Below are 19,359 nucleotides of genomic sequence, written 5' to 3' on the forward strand. Positions count from 1 at the left end.
ATTTGCATTTAATTCTCTTTCAGGAATCCCCATGTGCCTCTTTTTACAGCGCCCGATGGCGCTGCTGCTGGCCGCTGCCAGTCCGCTGGCACTGGCGGACGGACCCGCTGTGCAGGACGTCGTCACTGTCAGCGCCGAGCGCCAGCATTACCGCAGCCTGTCCGCCACGGGCGCCACCAAGACGGACGCTTTATTGATGGACTTGCCGCAAAGCGTGCGCGTGCTCACGGGCGACCTGCTGCGCGATGCGGGCGTGACGACCCTGGCCGGCGCGCTGGACCTGGCCAGCGGCATTGCCAGGCAAAGTCCGCTGGGCGGCTTGTGGGACAGCTACGCCATGCGCGGTTTCACGGGCGACCCGAATTTCGGCTCCGACTACATGGTCAACGGCTTCAGTTCCAGCCGCGGCTACAACGGCCTGCGCGACGGCGGCAATACGCAGAACGTGGAAGTGCTCAAAGGCCCCGCGTCGGCCCTGTACGGCCGGGGCGAGCCGGGCGGCACGGTGAACATCACGACGAAAAAGCCGAAATTCGCGCCCGAGTACGGCGCCGATGTATCGCTGGGCGGTTTTCAGACGCGCCGCGCCGCCCTGGACTTGACGGGACCGTTGAGTGAGACCGTCGCCTACCGCCTGAACGCCGCGCATGAGGAAGGGCACAGCTTCCGCGATACGGTGAAGGTCGAGCGCAGCCTGTTTTCGCCTTCGTTTCTCTGGCTGGCGGGCGAGCATACGACCGTGTCCTACGAGATCGAAGCCGTGCGCCAGCGCGCGCCGTTCGACCGGGGCGTAGTGGCGGTGAACGGCAAGCTGGGAGCCGTGCCTGTCTCGCGCTTCCTGGGCGAACCGGGCGACGACGGCCCCATGACGGTCAAGTCGCTGGGCCAGCAGCTGTTTATCCACCATGCGCTGTCCGATGACTGGACGCTGCAGGCGGGCGTTTCCTACCGCGACAGTGCATTGCGCGGCTATTCGACCGAGGCGAACAAGCTGCTGGCCGATGGCCGCACCCTGAACCGCCAGCGCCGCCACCGCGATTTCTCGGCCACCGACGTCTCCGCCCGCGTCGAGGTGCTGGGCAAGTTCAAAACGGGCGCGCTGGCGCACGAAGTGCTGGCCGGCGTGGATGCCTATCATTTCGACGACCATCGGGTGCAGCTGCGGCGCAATCCATCGGCCGCGAATGCCTATGCCATCGATATTTTCAATCCCGTGTATGGCGGCAAGGCCGCTCCGCTGGCCCTGTCCATCGACACGCAGGAAGGGCAACGGGCGCGCGGCCTGTATGCGCAAGATCAACTGGAGCTGGGCGCGCAATGGAAGGCGCTGGTCGGCGTGCGCCACGATACATACACGCAGGACGTGACGAACAATCGCCTGAATGTCAGCAGTCGCCAGTCGCTGTCGGCCACCAGCCCCCGCGCGGGGCTCGTCTATCAGCCATCGAAGGCATGGTCGCTGTACGCGAGCGCGGCGAAAGGCTTCCGGCCCAACAGCGGCATCAGCATCGCCAACCAGGCGTTCCCGGCCGAGCGCAGCCGTTCGTATGAGCTGGGCGCGAAGCTGGAAACGGGCAAGCTGACGGGCACCGTGGCCGTGTACGACATCCGCAAGCGCAATGTGCTGACGACCAATCCCGCCAACACGGACTTCGCCATCGCGGCGGGCGAGGTGGGCAGCCGGGGCCTGGAGCTGGACGTGTCGGGCGAAGTGGCGCGCGGCTTGCGCGTCTCGGGCGCGTATGCCTACACCAGCGCCACCGTCACACGCGGCGACAATACGATCGTGACGGGCAGCCGCTTCGCCAACGTGCCGCGCCACAGCGCCAACGTGATCGCCACGCAGCAGTTGCGCGCTGGGTACGGGCACGGCCAGCGTGGGCGGCGGCGTGCAGTATGTGGGCGAGCGCCTGGGCGACGTGGCCGTCAGCAGCCAATTTACCCTGCCGGCCTACGCGACGGCCAGGTTGCTGGCGTCATATGCGCCCAACGCCAGACTGCGATTGGCCTTGAACTTGGAAAACCTGTTCAACCGCAGCTACTATGCGAGTTCCTACAGCCAGCTGTGGGTGGCGCCGGGGGCCGAGCGCACGCTGACCCTGAATGCCCATTACCGTTTTTAAGGGATGACGATGACCTTGACTACTCCCGCCACCCTGCGCACCCGCATCGCCGTCATCGACGTGCTGCGCGGCCTCGTCATGCTGATCATGCTGTTCGACCATGTGCGCGAGACCGTCTTTTTACACCATCAGGTCAGCGACCCGATGGATGCGGCCAGCGTCGATCCGGCCCTGTTCTTCACGCGCCTGGCCGCCCATGTCTGCGCGCCGATGTTCGTTTTCCTGACGGGCCTGTCGGCCTGGCTGTACGCGCATCCGGCCGCCGGTCCGCGCAGCGCCAGCGGCTTTTTGTTCAAGCGGGGCTTGCTGCTGGTCGTACTGGAGCTGGTGTTCGTCAATTTCGCGTGGAGCGGGGCGTTTCCGCCGGCCGTGCTGTATCTGCAGGTGATCTGGGTCATCGGCCTGGCCATGATGGCGCTGGCCGTGCTGCACAAGCTGCCTTTGAACGTGCTGCTCGTGCTGGGCGTGGCGATTGTCGCGGGACAACATTTGATGACTGGCTTGTGCGCGCAAGAGGGCACCTTTGCCTATTACGCTCTGACGGTGCTGCTGCAACGCGGTTACCTGGTGGCGGATGGCGCCATGCAGATCAAGGTCAGCTATCCGCTGCTGCCGTGGATAGGCGTGATCGTGCTCGGCTATGCGGCCGGCCCCCTGTATGCGCGGGAGCGTTCCGCCACGGCACGGCGGCGCTGGCTGCTGGCGCTGGGCGCGGGCAGCTTGCTGCTGCTGGGCCTGCTGCGCGGTTTCAATCTGTATGGCGAAACCCTGCCGTGGGTGGCGGGCGACACGGCCTTGCGCACGGCCATGAGCGTGCTGAACTTCACCAAGTATCCGCCGTCGCTGGACTTTTTGCTGTTCACCCTGGGCCTGGGGATGCTGGGCCTGGCCTGGCTGGAAAGCGTCGATAACGGGTTCACGCGGGCTTGCGCCACCTTTGGCGGCGCGCCCATGTTCTATTACTTGCTGCACCTGTATCTGCTGCTGGCCATCGGCCTGACCTTGACGGCCGTGCTGGGCGCCAATCACGGTGCCCGTTATGGCGTCGGGCACATCTGGCAAGTCTGGCTGATCGCGCTGGCCCTGATGCCCGTGCTGTACTTTCCCTGCCGCGCGTTTGCCAATTACAAACGCACCTCAACACAGGCCTGGGTGCGTTATTTCTGAGTCAATCCTATTCTATTTGCAATACAGCCTGTCAATGCTGTGGCTGGATGCCAGGTAATGCCGCGTCTGCCACGCGATGGCCACGCGGTAGGCGCACGGCGGGTCCAGCGCCACGTTGACGGGAAAACCGCCATTGTTGCCCGATAAGTGGGGGCCGCCCGCGCCGCCGCGGAACAGATAATTGCTGGGCGGTGGCGGTGGCGTGAAACTGGCGGCCGGCAGCGGTGGCGGCGGGTGCTGGATGCCGTTGTTGTTGGAAATCGTGATATTGAAAAAACGCAAATGCGGGTGGTCGATCGTGTACAGGATATGCACGAGGCCGCCCGCGATGGGGTTGCAGGCATTGCTGCGCAACTCTTCCAGGTCCAGCGCCACGATGACGGGCGAGTTGTCGAAGACGATGGAGTCGAGCCCGTCCGTGGCCACCAGTGCCAGGGTATTTCCATCGCGCACCTCGAAGCCCATGCGGTAGCGGCGTATCGGTTCGCTCTCGGCCGCCGTCAGGCTGCGGCCCGCGTCGAGGATGGGCAAGCCGCCCGGCAGCTTGGCCGGATGCAGGCTGGGATGGCGGGCGTATTCACGGTAAGCAAGTCGAACGTGCGCAGGAAGATGTTGGGTGCCACGTTGACGACGGCCGTCGTGCCGTCGCGCATGTCCACCGTGACGGGCTTGCCGTCCACGCGTATCCAGCCGCCCGGTTTCAAGTCGCCCGCGTCGACGATCACTTGCGCCGAGTCGGCCAGGCCCAGTCCATTCGTATAAAACACATAGCCGACGAGGGTGCCGAGCACTTGCGTCAACGGCACCAGGCTGGCGGGCGGCACCGTCGGGATGGCCGTCGGGTCGTCCGTGCCGCCGGGCCAGGACCATTCGCCGATGAGGAAACGGTATTCGAGCGGGTTGGCGGGGATGGCGCTGTTGCGCAGCGGGCAATTGCCTTTCAATGTGACGCCGCCGGCGAACACGTACGAGGCGCCGGCGCCGCCCGCATAGCCTTGCGCGGAAAAGCCCGCCAGCGAGGGAAACGGGTGGATGTCGAACACTTCCACCTGCTGCCAGTGGGCACGCCTTCCACGTCGGGCGGCAAGACATCTTTCGAACACAATTCCACGCAGAAACAGTGGCCCACGTTTTCGCGCCCCGGCTGGCGGCCGTTGGCTTGCGTTTCCGACAGGATGGTCACGCTGCCCAGCTGCGCCGTGAAATACACGTCGGGGCCGCTGGCAAATTCCACGTTGATGAACGGCGAAAACGGCGTCAGCGTGAAGTCGGACGTCAGGTAATCGATGCGGAAGCGCCCCGTGGCATCGGTGACGGCAACGCCCAGCGCATCGTCCTGCAGCCAGTCCGCGTCAAAGGCCCGCACGGTGGCGCCCGCGATCGGCGCATGGGGCGCATCGCAGGTGCGCAGCCGGCCGCAGATGGTCCAGGCGCCGAAGCGGGCGCGCACCAGGCACCAGAAGCGTTGCGGCAGGCAATAGTCCCAGACGGCGACGAAATCGTTGTCGGCCTGGCGCCAGCGGGGCTGGAGGGTGGTGATGGAAAATTGCAGCGGCACGGGCTCTTTCGGCCCCGGTTTCAAATGCGGCACGGTGGGGCACAGGATATCGACTTCGACGGCCTCTCCCTGGTAATCGCCTTCCAGGGTGAAACTGTAGTTGCCGTCGTCATCCGTGCGCGCTTCGGCCAGCAGGAAGGGGGCTTTCGCCTGCACTTCCTCGTCCGTGAGGATGGCGAAGGTTTCCTTGGCGCTGGCCACGGCCAGGGCCGTGACGTTTTGCGTGTCGCGCGGCCGGTACAGGCGCACGATCACGTGCGACAGCGGTTCCGGACATTCGGCACAGATCAAGCCGCACAGCTTGCCCCGCAGGATATAGGCCATGATGGTTCTCCAGCTCGGTTGGACAGTTGCGCCGCTCGCAATGGCGGCGCTGTTACCAAGCTAGCAAATGGGTGGCCGAGGGGCTTGATCCTGCTTAAACCTTGCGTGTTATTTGATGAGCGCCAATACCTCGCGGAAGCGCGGGTGCTTGCAGTCGCGCAACCATTCAAAGGCCAGCCTCGACCGTCACCAGCTGGGCGCCCAGCCTGTCCAGGCGGGCCAGCGCCGCGTCGCGGCTGGCGGCCTGGCGCGAGCCGACGGCGTCGATGGCGATGATGACGTCATACCCGAGTTCCAGCAGGCCGATGGCCGTCTGCAGCATGCACACATGGGCTTCGCAACCCGTGACGACGATCTGTTTGCGTCCGGCGGGCAGCATGTCCTGCAAGCCGTCGGCACAGGCGCCGAAATGCGTCTTGTGCAAGGTGCGTTCGCACAGCGCGGCGATCTCTTCCACGTTCGGCCCCAGCCCCTGGCGGTTCTGTTCCGTGCCCAGCACGGGCACGCCGAGCAGGCGGGCAATCTTCGCCAGGCGCAGGTTTTGCGCCAGCACCAGGCCGGCGTCGTGGATGGCCGGCATCAAACGGCCTTGCAGGTCGACAATGACCAGTACGGCCTGGTTCGCATCCATCAGCATGGCGTTCTCCTTATTAATATGTGGCGACAGTGTAGCGCGCAGTCAGCTTGGCCAGCTGGGCACGGCCGTTTCGCCCATCAGGTAGGCATGATTGAGCTCGATGGCGCCGCGCAGGTAGTTCCACAGGGCGCTGACCCGGGCGATGTTGCGCCGCTCGCTGGGCGAAACCATCCAGAAGGCGCGCAGCAGGTCGATCTCGCCGTCGAGCACGGGCACCAGCTCGTTCGACTGCTGGGCCACGAAGCAGGGCAGGATCGCCAGCGCCTGGCCCGCGCGCGCCGCGTGGTACTGGGCGATCACGCTGGTGCTGCGGAATGCGCGCAGGGAATCGGGCGCCACGTTGTCCATGTAGCGCAGCTCCGAACTGAAGACCAGGTCGTCCACGTAGCCGATGATGGGGTGCTGCGCCAGCTGCGCCACGCTGGTGATGGCCGCGTGGCGCGCCAGGTAGCCTGGCGTGGCGTATAGTTTCAGCCGGTAGTCGGACAGCTTCGTCACGACATACGGGCCGGACAGGGGCCGCTCGATGGAAATGGCCACGTCCGCCTCGCGCTTGGACAGGCTGACGAAACGGGGCACGGCGATCAGGTCCACGCTGATGTGCGGGTAGCGGCCGCAAAACTGCGCCAGGTGGGGCGCCAGCACGATGGCGCCGAAGCCCTCCGTGGCGCCCAGGCGCACCTGGCCCGACAGCAATCGGTTGTGTTCGCCCAGCTCCTCGGTGGCGGCAAACACCGTGCTTTCCATGGTTTCCGCGTATTCCATCAGGCGGTGGCCCTCGGGCGTCAGCTGGTAGCCCACGTAGTTCCGGTCGAACAGCTGCGTGCCCACCTGCTCCTCGAACTTGCGCATGCGCCGCGACACGGTGGAATGGTCGATGCCCAGCTTTTTCGCCGCATCGACGAGTCCCGCGCTGCGCGTCAGTTCCAGGAAGACCCGTACATTGTCCCAATCGAGCATGGCTTATCCTCTTTGTGCATTTTTGCAAAGGAATTATGCATTAATTCCACTTGAACGCATATTTTTACACATGCAGAATGCATCTAAACATATAAGAAAACCCGTTCACCTGGAGACACGCATGAAAAAAACCGTTCTGGCCATGGGCGCGCTGGCGCTTTCCCTGTCTTTCACCGGCGCGCACGCGCAGATTTCCGATGGCGTCGTCAAGGTCGGCATCCTGACCGACATGTCCGGCCCGTATTCGGCCATGGGCGGGCGCGGCTCCGTCGTCGCCAGCCAGATGGCCGTCGAGGATTGCCTGAAAGCCGAATGCAAGGGCATGAAGATCGAAATCCTCTCCGCCGACCACCTGAACAAGGCTGATATTGCCGCCTCCAAGGCGCGCGAATGGCTGGACCGCGACAAGGTTGACGCCATCGCCGATCTGACCAATTCCTCGGTGGCCCTGTCCGTGCAAAAGCTGATGAAAGAGAAGGGCGGCATCGCCATGTTCAGCGGCCCGGCCACGGGACGCCTGACGAATGAAGATTGCTCGCCGAACGGCTTCCACTGGATGTTCGACACGTATTCGCAGGCGGCCGGCACGGCGGCGGCGCTGACCAAGCTGGGGCAGAAATCCTGGTATTTCGTCACCGTCGATTATGCGTTCGGCCATTCGCTGGAAAAAGACGCCAGCGAAGTCGTCAAGCGCAACGGCGGCACGGTGCTGGGCGCCGTGCGCCATCCGCTGAACGCGTCCGATTTCTCGTCCTTCCTGGTGCAGGCGCAAGGGTCGAAAGCGCAGGTGATCGGCCTGGCCAACGGCGGCGCCGACACCGTCTCGGCCATCAAGCAGGCGCGCGAATTCCGCATCGGCAGCGGCAAGGACCAGCGCCTGGCCGCCTTGCTCGTGTTCCTGTCCGACGTGCACGCGCTGGGACTGGAAACGGCCCAGGGCCTCGTCTACGCGGACGGTTTTTACTGGGATTACGATGACCGCAGCCGCGCGTTCGCCAAGCGCTTCGAAGCGCTCAACAAGGGCGCCAAGCCGACCATGGTGCAGGCGGGCGTGTATTCGAGCGTCTACCACTACCTGAAATCGGTGGCGGCCGCGAAGAGCGACGACTCGAAGATCGTCGCCCAGAAAATGCGCGAGCTGCCCATCAAGGATGCCGTCATGAACAACGCCTCGATCCGCCCCGACGGCCGCGTCATCCACGACATGTACCTGGTGCAGGTCAAGACCCCGGCCGAATCGAAGGGCGCGTGGGACTACCTGAAAGTGCTGTCCACCATTCCCGCCGACCAGGCGTTCAAGCCGATGGATGGGGCGGCGTGCAATCTCGTTAAAAAATAATCACGGAGCCAAACAAATGAACCAAGCCCTCACCTCAGTCCCCGCCGTCCCCCTGCACATCGCCGGCAAGCATCACGCCTCGACCAGCACGGAATGGCGCGACGTCGTCAACCCGGCCACGCAGGAAATCGTCGCCAGGGTGCCGTTTTCCACGCCCGACGAAGTCAATCTGGCCGTCGCCACGGCCAAGGAAGCCTTTAAAACGTGGCGCAACATCCCGCTGGCGGCGCGCATGCGCATCATGCTCAAGTACCAGCATTTGATCCGCGACAATATCGGCGCCCTGGCCGAACTGATCACGCGCGAACACGGCAAGACCCTGCCCGATGCGGAAGGGGAAGTGATGCGCGGCCTGGAAGTGGTGGAGCACGCGTGCTCGATCGCCACCCTGCAGCTGGGCGAAATCGCGGAAAACGCGGCCACGGGCGTCGATGTCTACAATATCTATCAGCCGCTGGGCGTGGGCGCCGGCATCACGGCGTTCAATTTCCCCGTCATGCTGCCGTGCTTCATGTTCCCGATTGCCATCGCCTGCGGCAATACGTTTGTGCTGAAACCGTCGGAACAGGATCCGTCTTCGAGCATGTACCTGGTGGAACTGATGTACCAGGCGGGCTTGCCGGCGGGCGTGCTGAACGTCGTGCATGGCGGCGCGGACGTCGTCAACATGCTGTGCGACCATCCGGACATCAAGGCCGTCTCCTTCATCGGCTCCACCCACGTGGGCACGCATGTGTACCGCCGCGCCAGCGAATCGGGCAAGCGCGCGCAATCGATGATGGGCGCGAAAAACCATTGCGTGGTGCTGGCCGACGCCAACAAGGAGCAGGCGATCAATAACCTGATCGGCGCCGCCTTTGGCGCGGCCGGCCAGCGCTGCATGGCCAATTCCGTCGTCGTGCTGGTGGGCGAGGCGCGTTCCTGGCTGCCGGAAATCGTCGCCCGTTCGCAAGCGCTGAAAGTGGGGCCGGGCAGCGACCGCACGGCCGACCTGGGTCCGATGGTGTCCAAGGCCGCCATGCAGCGGGCGGAAAAACTGATACAGGCGGGCGTGGACGAAGGCGCGCAGCTGCTGCTCGACGGCCGTGGCCACAAGGTGGCCGGCTATGAGGGCGGCAATTTCATGGGGCCGACGATTTTCTCGAAGGTGGCCGCGTCGAACTCCGTCTACACGCAGGAAATCTTCGGCCCCGCCATGTGCGTGGTGGAGACGGACACCCTGGACCAGGCCATCGCCTTCATCAACGCCAACCCGAACGGCAACGGCACGTCGATCTTCACCTCGTCCGGCTGGGCGGGGCGCAAGTTCCAGAACGAGATCGACGTGGGGCAGGTGGGCATCAACGTGGCCATCCCCGTGCCCGTCGCCTATTTCAGCTTTACGGGCTCGCGCGCGTCGAAACTGGGCGACCTGGGCCCGAACGGCAAGCAAGCCTTGTACTTCTGGACGCAGACCAAGACCGTCACGGCGCGCTGGTTCGCCCCGGACGATGGCGGCAGCGGCGTCAATACCACCATTGCGATGAAATAAGGAGGCGGCGATGAGTACCAATATCGTTTTTATCGGCCTGGGGAACATGGGGCTGCCCATGGCGCAAAACCTGGTGCGTGCCGGCCATGCGGTGACGGGTTTCGACTTGCTGCCTGCCAGCGTGCGGCAATTTGCCGATGGCGGCGGCCTGGTCGCCGACGACCAGGCGGCGGCGATAGGCCAGGCCGACATCGTCATCACCATGCTGCCGGCCAGCCGCCACGTGCTGGGTGCTTATTTGGGTAACCCTTTGGGGGACTCCGGCATCCTGGCGCAGGCGCGGCCCGGCACCCTGCTGATCGACTGTTCGACGATTTCCACCGAGGCGGCGCGCCAGGTGGGCCGCGCGGCCGAGGAAAAGGGCATGCCCATGCTGGACGCGCCCGTCTCAGGCGGCACGGCGGGCGCCACCAACGGCACCCTGACGTTCATGGTGGGCGGCGAAGAATCCGCGCTGGCGGCGGCGCGGCCCTACCTGGACGTCATGGGCAAGGCGATCTTCCATGCGGGCGGCTCCGGTTGCGGGCAGACGGTCAAGATCTGCAACAACATGCTGCTGGGGATACTCATGATCGGCACCAGCGAAGCGATCCGCCTGGGCGTGGCCAATGGCCTCGATCCGAAAGTGGTGTCGGACGTGATGGCGAAAAGCTCGGGCCGCAACTGGACCCTGGAGGTGTACAACCCGTGCCCCGGCGTGGCCGAGAACGTGCCCGCGTCGCGCGCGGCTACACGGGCGGCTTCGGCGTCGATTTGATGCTGAAAGACCTGGGCCTGGCTATGGAAAGCGCCGAGGCCTCGGGCGCCAGCGTACCCCTGGGCGCGCTGGCGCGCACGCTGTATGACATGCACAGCAAGGCAGGATCGGGCGGGCTCGATTTCTCCAGCATCTACCGGCTGCAGGATACGCCGGCATAAGGCCGCTGTCGTGGCGATGGCGCTCCTGCGGGAGCGCTTTTTTTTTATTTGACGCAATCCAAACGTACATGCTATCAGGAGGATAAGAATATACAATCAGCAACTTGTGATCTAGGGCAAGATCGGGGATGCGCATGAACGACACGGGAAAGCATGTGCCTGGCGCAGGCCGGGCGGCCCTGGAACGGGGATTGAAGGGACTCGCCAACATCGACAGGATGCTGTGGCAGGATAGCTGCGCCTTTGTCCTTGGCGGTGAGCACTCGGCCACGTTGCAGAAACTGCGGCAAGGTGGTGCGCGCACTGCTGCCGTGCTTGGCCATCCGGGCCGCCTGAGCCACAGTTTTTTCGCCACCGGCACCAGCGACGGGGACGCGCAGCAGGCACGCGCGGGCCTGGTCGCGCGCGACGCATTGTATGCGGCGCCCGATGCCGGCGCGCTGTCGCCGGCATGCCTGGTCAGGCTGGGCAAGGTGCTGGAGGCGGCCGACCATGGCCTGTCGTTCGCACCGACGGGCGCAGATGTACCCGACTGGCTGCATTACCTGGTCAACGACGCCCTGTTCGCCACCCGCAGCCAGACGCGCGACGAAGCCACGGCCGACAACCGTCCCGCCTGGGATGTGCGACTGGTGGCACGCCTGCTGGAAGCGGACGGCCTGTCCCCCGGCCCTGCGCTGGAACTGGTGTTTGAGCGCAGGCGGATCGCCGAGCATCAGCTGGAAGGCTGCCTGCGGCGCCTGTTGGCGCCGGGCGCGCTCGATGACTACATGCAGGAGCGGCCGGAGCAGGTACGCGCGCTGGCGTCACGCCTGTCGGCGCAGGGGCGGCGTATGCTGGCCGCCCGCCTGGGCAGTGCCCCCAGGCTGGCGGGTGTTTTTGACGATGTGCTGGTGCGTTTGGCCGTCGACGGCAGCAAGGCCGTGCGCGCGGCGGCCGCGCCGTTTGTCAGCGCGATGGCCGGGGAGCGGCAACTGGCCTTGCTCGGACACTGGCTCCTGGACGGCAAGCTCGATGAGCGCGCGCGCGCGGCTGAACTGCTGGGCACTGATGCCACGCCGGCGCTGCTCAAACGGGCGCTGCTCGAACGGGCGCTGCCGCAGGAGTCGGGCAAGGCCGCCAGGCAGGCGATTGCCGCTGCGCTGGCGCGCATGGACGGGCCGCCCGCTGCCGCGGACGCGCCGCCGCCTGCGCCGCAGGCGCCCCACACGGTGCTGGGCGAGGAGGCGCTGCGGATCCTGCTGGAAAACCATGGCGAACTGCTCAAGGAATGCGATGCCGCTGCGCGCAAGGAAGAAGCGGAGAATCGTCGCCAGCATGGGCAGAATGACTACTGGCAGCGCCGCGAGCAGCAGCAACTGGCTTGCGGAGAAGCCAGCTTGCGTGGAGTGCTCCGCGCCTTGAATGGGCAGGGCGATGCGGCGGACCGGCTGCTGTTGCACGACGAAGCCATGCGCGACACGATTTGCCTGCACGGGCAGCTGTTTGACCTGGCCGATTTCGGCCTGCGTCAGCTGGCGCTGTGGTATGGCCCGCTGCGCGAGCAGCGCTTCTCGCTGTGGAATGATCAGCCATTCCAGGTCTGGCTGGCGCGTCAGGACCCGGCAGGCGTCGATCTGCGCACCATCGATGCCCTGCTGCGCGACGCCGGCGCGATGCCCGACCTCGTGGCGCTGGCCTGGCTGGCGCCCGGCTGGCACGGCCCGCCGCAGGCGCAGCACATGCTGCCGGCCGACGCCATATGGCCCCTGTTTTTCGAACAGCCGGCACTGGTCGAGCAGGCCCTGGGCCTGTCGGTGGCGCGTGGCGATATCACGCTGGAACTGGCATGGACCCTGGAGCTGCTCGAATTGTTCCCCGCGCTACCCGTGCGCTGGCGTCCGCGCCTGATGGAGCTGGCGCTGGGCGAGGGCAAGACCTATCGCCTCAGCGCCCAGCGCTTGCTGGCCAGGGTGCCCGGTATCGGCCAGCAGGTGAGCGACAATCTGGATTCCGGCAAGCAGGAAGTGCGCAGCATCGCCGCGCGCTGGCTGGCGGAACTTGGCTGCCGCGCGGCCGTGCCGTCGCTGTACCAGGCGCTGGAACGGGAAAGCCGCGCGACTGTCGGCGCGGTGCTGATGGCGGCGCTGGAAACGCTGGGTGAAGACCTGTCGCCGCGCCTGTCGCCCGAGCTGCTGCTGGCGCAGGCGCGGGAGGGATTGCGCGGCAAGGCGCCGGCTGGCCTTTCGTGGTTCCCGTTCTCGATGCTGCCAGCCTGCGCATGGCGCAATGGCCAGGCGGTCGAGGCGGGTATCGTGCGTTGGTGGCTGGTGCTGGCCTGTCAATTGAAGCAGCCGGGCGGCAATGGCTTGCTGGCGCGTTACCTGTGTTTGCTGGCGCCTGCCAGCCGGGCGGCGCTCGGCGGCATGGTGCTGCGCACGTTTATCGCCCATGACGAGAGCCGCGGCAGCGCGATCGGCGAGAAAGGCATGCTGGCGCTGGCCGCCCATGCGCCCGGCAGCGAAGCGGTCAGCCTGCTGCAGGCGTATATGCGCGATTCCCATGCAAGCCGCGCGCAGATCGAGGCCATGCTGGAAGCCCTGGCCGGCGGCGATGATCCGGCCGTGGTCCAGTTCCTGCTGGGCGTGGCGCACCGTTACCGCAACGCTGGCGTGCAAGGCAGGGCGCGTGAGCTGGTCGGACAGATCGCGCAACGGCGGGGCTGGAGCGAAGAGCAACTGGCCGATCGCACGGTAGCCATGGCCGGCCTCGATGCTGCGGGCCGGCTCGAACTCGACTACGGCGGACGGCGGTTTTATGCCACGCTGGACCCTGCCTTGAAGCCCGTGCTGCAGCGTGCCGATGGTGGCGAAATCAAGACCTTGCCCGCAGCATGCCTGGGTGATGACGAGCGCCTCGTCCAGGAATCCAGGCAGGCGCTGGCCGCTTGCAGGAAAGAGGTCAGGCAGGTGGCCGAGACGCAGGCGGCGCGGCTGTACTGCGCCATGTGCACGGGCCGCGTCTGGCCGCTGGAAGAGTGGCAGCGCCATCTGCTTGGCCATCCCGTCGTCGGGCGCCTGGCGCAGCGGCTGGTATGGCAGGCGCAGGATGATGGCGGCGTGCCGCTGCAACTGCTGCGTCCCACGGAAGATGGCAGCCTGATCGGCGCGGATGACGCGGAGCTGGTGCTGGCGCCAGGCAGCGCCTTGCGCCTGGCCCATGCCGCCATCTTGAGCGGGCCGCAGATCGGCGACTGGCAGCGGCACCTCATCGACTACAAGATCACGCCGCTGTTCGAACAATTGCAGCGTTCGTCACCCGATGCGGCCTTGCTCGGCGGCGTGGCCATCAGCGACCGTCTGGGCTGGGTCAGCGATGCCCGTGCATTGCACGCCGCGTTCGGCAAGCTCGGATACCAGCGCACACCGGCCGACGACGGCGGCCTGTGCGACAGTTACTACAAGGACTTTGGCGCCGCCGACCTGCGCGTCGCGATCGATTTCTCGGGCAATGTGCAGCCGGAGAAAAACCTGCCCGCCGCCTTGAAAAGCCTGCGCTTCGAGCGCCTGTCCGGCCCCCGGCGCCAGCACGCCGTAGTGCCGGCCGAGGTGCCGGGCGTGCTGCTGGCCGAGGCCTATGGCGACTACCTGGCGGTGGCGGCGCAGTGTGCGGGTTTTGATGCCGCATGGGAGGAACGGATGCCATGGCAATGATTTCAATGACTATTCACGATGGAACGACGCATGTTTAAAAAAATACTGGAACTGGCGCAGGGCGTAGCGGGTATGGCAGGCCCGGATGAGCATGCGCATTGAAGAAGGGCTTGCGCGGCCTGGCGCAGATATCGCCTGCGCTGTGGGAGCGCGCCTGCGAGTTCGTCTGCGAAGGGCGCCAGGAAGGCGTGCTGCTCGATGTGCAGGCGGCGGCGCCGCGCGGCGGCACCTTGCTGGGCAAGCCCGGGCGCCTGTACTCCCACTTTTATACCCATAACATGAGTAGCAAGGATGGCGCGCTGGCCAACGAAAGCCTGCGCCACCGGCACCAGTTCTATGCCCAGTCCGATGCGGCGGCGCTGGACGCGGCGCTGCTGGTGCGCCTGGGCAAGCTGCTACAGGCCGCCGACGGGGGCGATACGCTGGAGCGCACTGGCGCCGCGGTGCCGCAGTGGCTCGACTATCTGCTCGGCGATGCGCTGTTCGCCAGCTTTTCCGAGACGCGCGCACAGGCGACCACGGTCAACCGGCGCGGCTGGGACGTGGCGCTGCTGGCGCGCCTGCTGGCAGCCGATGGCGAAGCGGAAGACGGCGCGCTGCAACTGGTGTTCGAACGGCGCGAATTGAGCGAATACGTGCGCGACAACTGCCTGCAGCGCCTGCTGGCGCCGGGCGCGCTTGACGTTTACATGCTCGCGCATGCCGCGCAGGTGGAGCAATTGCCGGCGCTGCTGTCGGCCAGCGGCAAGGCGCAGCTGGCCCGGCGTCTGGGCGCCGCGCCCGCGCTGGCCGACGCCTATGCCGCCATCCTGGTGCGCCTGGCCGTCGACGGCGGCAAGAGCGTGCGCATCGAAGCGGCTCCGCATCTGGCCGCCATTCCCGTGGAACGCAGGGCCGTCTTGCTGCAGCAGTGCCTGTTGACGGGCAAGACGGAAGAGCGCGTGCAGGCGGCCGAGCTGCTGGGCCGCAGCCTGGGGCCGCAGCAGGGTGCGCTGCTGGAACAGGCGCTGGCGCAGGAGGCGAGCAAACCGGTGCAGGCGGCCATCCGCAATGCCTTGTCGTGGCTGGGCGCGGCCAGCGATGCCGGCGCGGCGGAACAGCCCGTGCCGCCGCTGCCGCCCGCGCCGCCGGCGGCGCGCCTGGGCGACGCCGCGCTGCAACTGCTGCAGGCCAATCATACGGCGTTGTTGGAAAAGTACCGCGCCGAAGCACGGCAGGAGCGCGAAGACAACCAGCACGCCAAGCTCAAGTACGAATGGAAGCAGGAGCGCCTGAAGCGCTATGAGGCGTTCAAGCCGGTCTGGCTGGAAACGGCCATCCGCGTGTTCAATGGCGAGGCGGCGAAGGGCGACGAGCGGCCCTTGCAAAATAACCTGGCGCGCGAACCCGTCGAACTGCAGGGCAAGCTGGCTGCCTTGCCGGATTTTGGCGTGGCGCACATGGCACGCTGGCTGCAGGCCACGCGGCGCAATAGTTTTCACTTCTGGCACGATGACTTCTTCCAGAAATGGCTGGCGCGGCAGGACCTGTCCACGTTTGACCTGCGCCTGCTGGCGCGCGCCATGCGCGAGGCCGGCGACGAGCATGACAGCGTGGCCATGGCCTGCATGGCCAGCAACTGGTGGGGCGCCAAGCCGCAGCAGGTGCTGGCGGCGGACATGGTCTGGCCGCTGTTCGCGGAACGCCCCGAACTGGTCGAGCAGGGCCTGGGCTTGCGCGCCGTCGAAAGGCGCCAGGGCGTGACGCCCGAGCTGGGTCCCACCCTGGAAGTGCTGGCTACCTTTCCGATGCTGCCGGCGCAATGGCTGCCGCGCGTGATGGAGCTCGCGTTGGGAGAGGGCAAGCAGCACCGCGCCAGCGCGCAGCAGGTGCTGGCCAGCCTGCCCGATATCGGCAAGCGCGTGGCCGAGGCACTGGGATCGAGCAAGCAGGACATGCGCATCGGCGCCGCGCGCTGGCTGGCCGACCTCGATTACCGTGCCGCCGTCCCGGCGCTGTACCAGGCGCTGGACAAGGAGACGCGCGAGACCGTGATCGCCGCGCTGATGACGGCGCTGGAAAAACTGGGCGAGGACCTGAGTCCGCGCCTGTCGCCCGAGATATTGCTGGCCGCCGCGCGCAAGGGCTTGAAGGGCAAGGCGCCCGTCGGCCTGGCCTGGTTCGTCTTCGAGGCGCTGCCCGCCTGCCGCTGGCAGGACGGCACGCCGGTCGACGCCGACGTCATCCGCTGGTGGGTGGTACTGGCCTGTAAATTGAAGGAGCCGGGCGGCAACGCCTTGCTGCAGCGCTATCTGGGCCTGCTCGACGAGGCAGGCCGCGCCGCCCTGGGCGAGACGGTGCTGCGCCTGTTCATCACCGAGGATCTGCGCGGCCCGAGCCTGGAAGTGGCGACCGCCGAAGCGCAGGCGCGCGCGCCGCAGACCTACCAGAGCTACCAGGACAACGCCAGACGCTATCCCGAGTATTATGGCGCGCAGGGCAAGATGACCGAAGAGCAGGTGTTCGACCAGATCCGCCGCAACAAGATGGCCGAATACCTGGGCAGCGCCATCGGCGAGAAGGGCATCCTGGCGCTGGCCGCCCATACGCCGGCCATGTGGCGATCAGCCTGCTGCAAGCGTATATGCGCGACCATTACCCGCGCCGCGCGCAGATCGAAGCGATGCTCGACGGCCTCGCTGACGGCTACGACCCGGCCGTTATCCAGTTATTGCTGGGCATTGCGCGGCGCTACCGCACGGCCTCGGTGCAGGAAAAGGCGCGCCTGCTGGTCGAGCGCATCGCGCAAGGCAAGGGCTGGAGCCAGGACCAGCTGGGCGACCGCACGATCCCGACCGGCGGCTTCGACGACAGCGGCCGCCTCGACCTGTCGTATGGCGAGCGTGTCTTCCATGTGACCCTGGACGGCGCCATGAAGCCGCGCCTGCACAACCCCGACGGCAAGGAGATCAAGGCCTTGCCCGAGCCGCGCCAGGACGAAGCGCCCGAACTGGCGAAGGAGGCCAAACAGCAGCTATCCGTGTGCAAGAAGGAACTCAAGCAAGTCATCACCATGCAGACGGCACGCCTGTACGAAGCCATGTGCGCGGGACGTGTCTGGCCGGCGCAGGAGTGGCGCGATTACCTGCTCGGCCATCCGATCGCTGGCCGCCTGGTGCAGGCGCTGGTGTGGATCAGCGAGGACGACGCAGGCCGCACCCTGCTGCGCCCCAGCGACGATGGCAGCCTGCTCGACGCGGACGACGAGGAAGTCGACCTGAACGATGGCAGCCGGCTGCGCCTGGCGCACGCCTCGCTGCTGGATGCGCCGCAGATCGCCGCCTGGCAGCGCCATTTCAAGGATTACAAGGTCAAGCCCCTGTTCGAGCAGCTGGCCCACCAGTTGCCCGACGCCGCGCTGATGGCAGGCCGGCACATCGCGGACCGCGAAGGCTGGGTGGGCGACACCTTCGGCTTGCGCGGCGCCTTCGGCAAGCACGGCTATCAGCGCGGCCAGGCCGAGGATGGCGGCGTCTTCACCGAGTATCACAAGGATTTCGTCAGCGCCGGCCTGCGCGCAGTGATCGAATTTTCCGGCAGCAGCCTGCCAGAGGAATTGATGGCGGCCGCCCTGAAAACGCTGCAATTCTATCCCTTGCCGCGCTCCTGGCGCGACGAGGCTGTGCCGCTGGCCGACGTGCCGTCCGTGCTGCTGGCCGAAACCTATGCCGATTATCTGGCGGTGTCGAAGGCGTGCGGCGGCTATGATGCGCAATGGGAAAGTAAAATGCCGTGGTAAGCAAAGAAAGCAAAATCATGACGGAACAAGATAACGATAACCAGGTGGTGCGCCGCAGCGCCGAACAGCGCTACGCGAGCGAGCTGGAACGCCTGAAGGAGGCCGATGCCGATCCGCGCCCGGAGGGCTGGCAGCTGTCGCCGCGCGCGGTGCGCCGCTTCATCCTGGGCGACGCGGCGCTGCAAGTGAGCCGCAAATTCTATGGCGACGATCCGCTGGTCGACCGCGCCATCGTCACCTTGATGGGGCACCAGGGGTTGATGCTGGTGGGCGAGCCGGGTACGGCCAAGTCGCTGCTGTCCGAATTGCTGCTGGCCGCGGCCATCAGCGGCGACTCCGCGCTGGCGATACAGGGCACGGCCGGCACCACTGAAGACCATATCAAGTATTCGTGGAACTATGCCTTGCTGCTGGCCGAAGGGCCGAGCCGGCGCGCACTGGTGCCGTCGCCCTTGTTCCAGGCCATGGAAGCGGGCAAGCTGGTGCGCTTCGAGGAAATCACGCGCTGCGCGCCCGAGATGCAGGACGTGCTCATTTCACTGATGTCGGAAAAGCAGCTGATGATTCCCGAACTGGGCGGCGACGCGCGCGTGCATGCGCGGCGCGGCTTCAATATCATCGCCAGCGCCAACTTGCGCGACCGCGGCGTGCATGAAATGTCGTCGGCGCTGAAACGCCGCTTCAACTTCGAAACCGTCAAGCCGATCCGCGACCATGGCTTCGAAGTCGAACTGGTGATGCAGCAGCTGCAGCGCGAACTCGATGCCATCGGCGCCGCCGTCATCGTCAGGCGTGACGTGGTCGAACTGCTGGTGACCACGTTCCAGGAACTGCGCGCCGGCCAGACCCGCGAAGGTACGGCCATCAAGACGCCGGAGGCGGTGATGTCGAGCGCCGAGGCGGTCAACCTGGTCTATGCGGCTTCGCTGGAGGCGCTGCATTTCGGCGACGGCACCTTGCGCCCGCGCGAGCTGGCCAACCAGCTGCAGGGCGTGGTCCTGAAGGACAACGCCGATGACCTCAAGCGCGTGCGCCATTACTTCGACACGGTGGTGCGCGAACGTGGCCGCCGCGACGACTTGTGGAAAAGCTTCGGCGACGCGGCGCGCCAGCTATGGCTGTAGTGCAGCCGGATTTGCCTGCCGGCGTGGCTGCTGCGCGCGCCAGGCTGTTCGGGCCGGGCGTGTACTTTGCGCCGGTGCGCCACCACAGCCCGGCATGTGCGCATGCATTGCAGGCCATGTTGCGCGAATTGCGCCCGGCCGCCGTGCTGATCGAGGGACCGGAAGGTTTTACGGACATGCTGCCCCTGCTGGGATGAACGCACGCGCC

At 66.2% G+C, this 19,359-nt stretch carries 12 protein-coding genes and 3 pseudogenes; 10 read left to right on the plus strand and 5 right to left on the minus strand.

The annotated features are described in order from the left end of the window. Positions 1-55: 55 nt before the first annotated feature. Positions 56-2,123, plus strand: a pseudogene (locus ACQVLG_RS19840) (TonB-dependent siderophore receptor). A 3-nt stretch (positions 2,124-2,126) separates the two neighbouring features. Further along, positions 2,127-3,290: an acetyltransferase domain-containing protein gene (locus ACQVLG_RS19845; protein ID WP_474290727.1), complete on the plus strand. Its 1,164-nt coding sequence runs from the start codon at positions 2,127-2,129 to the stop codon at positions 3,288-3,290. A gap of 12 nt (positions 3,291-3,302) precedes the next feature. On the opposite strand, the gene ACQVLG_RS19850 is transcribed toward ACQVLG_RS19845, so the two are convergent. From ACQVLG_RS19850 to ACQVLG_RS19870, 5 genes and pseudogenes are all read right to left on the minus strand, one after another. Continuing rightward, positions 3,303-3,821 carry a hypothetical protein gene (locus tag ACQVLG_RS19850; protein WP_474290728.1) on the minus strand — a complete coding sequence of 173 codons (519 nt, stop codon included), beginning with the start codon at positions 3,819-3,821 and terminating at the stop codon, positions 3,303-3,305. Then, positions 3,791-4,333: a hypothetical protein gene (locus ACQVLG_RS19855; RefSeq protein WP_474290729.1), complete on the minus strand. Its 543-nt coding sequence runs from the start codon at positions 4,331-4,333 to the stop codon at positions 3,791-3,793. Before ACQVLG_RS19855 ends, ACQVLG_RS19850 begins: the two co-directional genes overlap by 31 nt. Next, positions 4,231-5,172 carry a carboxypeptidase-like regulatory domain-containing protein gene (locus tag ACQVLG_RS19860; RefSeq protein ID WP_474290730.1) on the minus strand — a complete coding sequence of 314 codons (942 nt, stop codon included), beginning with the start codon at positions 5,170-5,172 and terminating at the stop codon, positions 4,231-4,233. The genes ACQVLG_RS19855 and ACQVLG_RS19860 overlap by 103 nt, the downstream gene beginning before the upstream one ends. A gap of 108 nt (positions 5,173-5,280) precedes the next feature. Then, a pseudogene (locus ACQVLG_RS19865) lies at positions 5,281-5,809 on the minus strand (isochorismatase family protein). Positions 5,810-5,851: 42 nt separating this feature from the next. Further along, positions 5,852-6,769, minus strand: a complete 918-nt coding sequence (locus ACQVLG_RS19870; RefSeq protein ID WP_474290731.1) for a LysR family transcriptional regulator — start codon at positions 6,767-6,769, stop codon at positions 5,852-5,854. A 142-nt stretch (positions 6,770-6,911) separates the two neighbouring features. Here ACQVLG_RS19870 and ACQVLG_RS19875 point away from each other — a divergent pair, with 142 nt between their 5' ends. The 8 genes and pseudogenes from ACQVLG_RS19875 to ACQVLG_RS19910 all read left to right on the plus strand — a co-directional run bounded on the left by ACQVLG_RS19875 (position 6,912) and on the right by ACQVLG_RS19910 (position 19,348). Next, positions 6,912-8,108, plus strand: coding sequence for an ABC transporter substrate-binding protein (locus ACQVLG_RS19875; RefSeq protein ID WP_474295729.1), 1,197 nt, complete (start codon positions 6,912-6,914; stop codon positions 8,106-8,108). Between the two features lie 16 nt (positions 8,109-8,124). Next, positions 8,125-9,639 carry a CoA-acylating methylmalonate-semialdehyde dehydrogenase gene (locus ACQVLG_RS19880; protein WP_474290732.1) on the plus strand — a complete coding sequence of 505 codons (1,515 nt, stop codon included), beginning with the start codon at positions 8,125-8,127 and terminating at the stop codon, positions 9,637-9,639. A gap of 10 nt (positions 9,640-9,649) precedes the next feature. Further along, a pseudogene (gene mmsB, locus ACQVLG_RS19885) lies at positions 9,650-10,557 on the plus strand (3-hydroxyisobutyrate dehydrogenase). 134 nt (positions 10,558-10,691) lie between these two features. Next, entirely contained in the window at positions 10,692-14,249 is a 3,558-nt protein-coding gene (locus ACQVLG_RS19890) for a DUF4132 domain-containing protein (RefSeq protein ID WP_474290733.1), read from the plus strand. 98 nt (positions 14,250-14,347) lie between these two features. Further along, entirely contained in the window at positions 14,348-17,146 is a 2,799-nt protein-coding gene (locus tag ACQVLG_RS19895) for a hypothetical protein (RefSeq protein WP_474290734.1), read from the plus strand. A 14-nt stretch (positions 17,147-17,160) separates the two neighbouring features. Then, complete coding sequence (locus ACQVLG_RS19900; RefSeq protein ID WP_474295731.1) at positions 17,161-18,027, plus strand: DUF4132 domain-containing protein; 867 nt, start codon at positions 17,161-17,163, stop codon at positions 18,025-18,027. A 17-nt stretch (positions 18,028-18,044) separates the two neighbouring features. Next, a complete protein-coding gene (locus tag ACQVLG_RS19905) occupies positions 18,045-19,151 on the plus strand; it encodes an ATP-binding protein (protein ID WP_474290735.1) in 1,107 nt (368 codons plus the stop codon). Continuing rightward, positions 19,142-19,348, plus strand: coding sequence for a hypothetical protein (locus tag ACQVLG_RS19910; protein WP_474290736.1), 207 nt, complete (start codon positions 19,142-19,144; stop codon positions 19,346-19,348). The genes ACQVLG_RS19905 and ACQVLG_RS19910 overlap by 10 nt, the downstream gene beginning before the upstream one ends. The last annotated feature ends 11 nt before the right edge of the window (positions 19,349-19,359 follow it).

Source organism: Janthinobacterium sp. TPC_1, assembly GCF_056037845.1.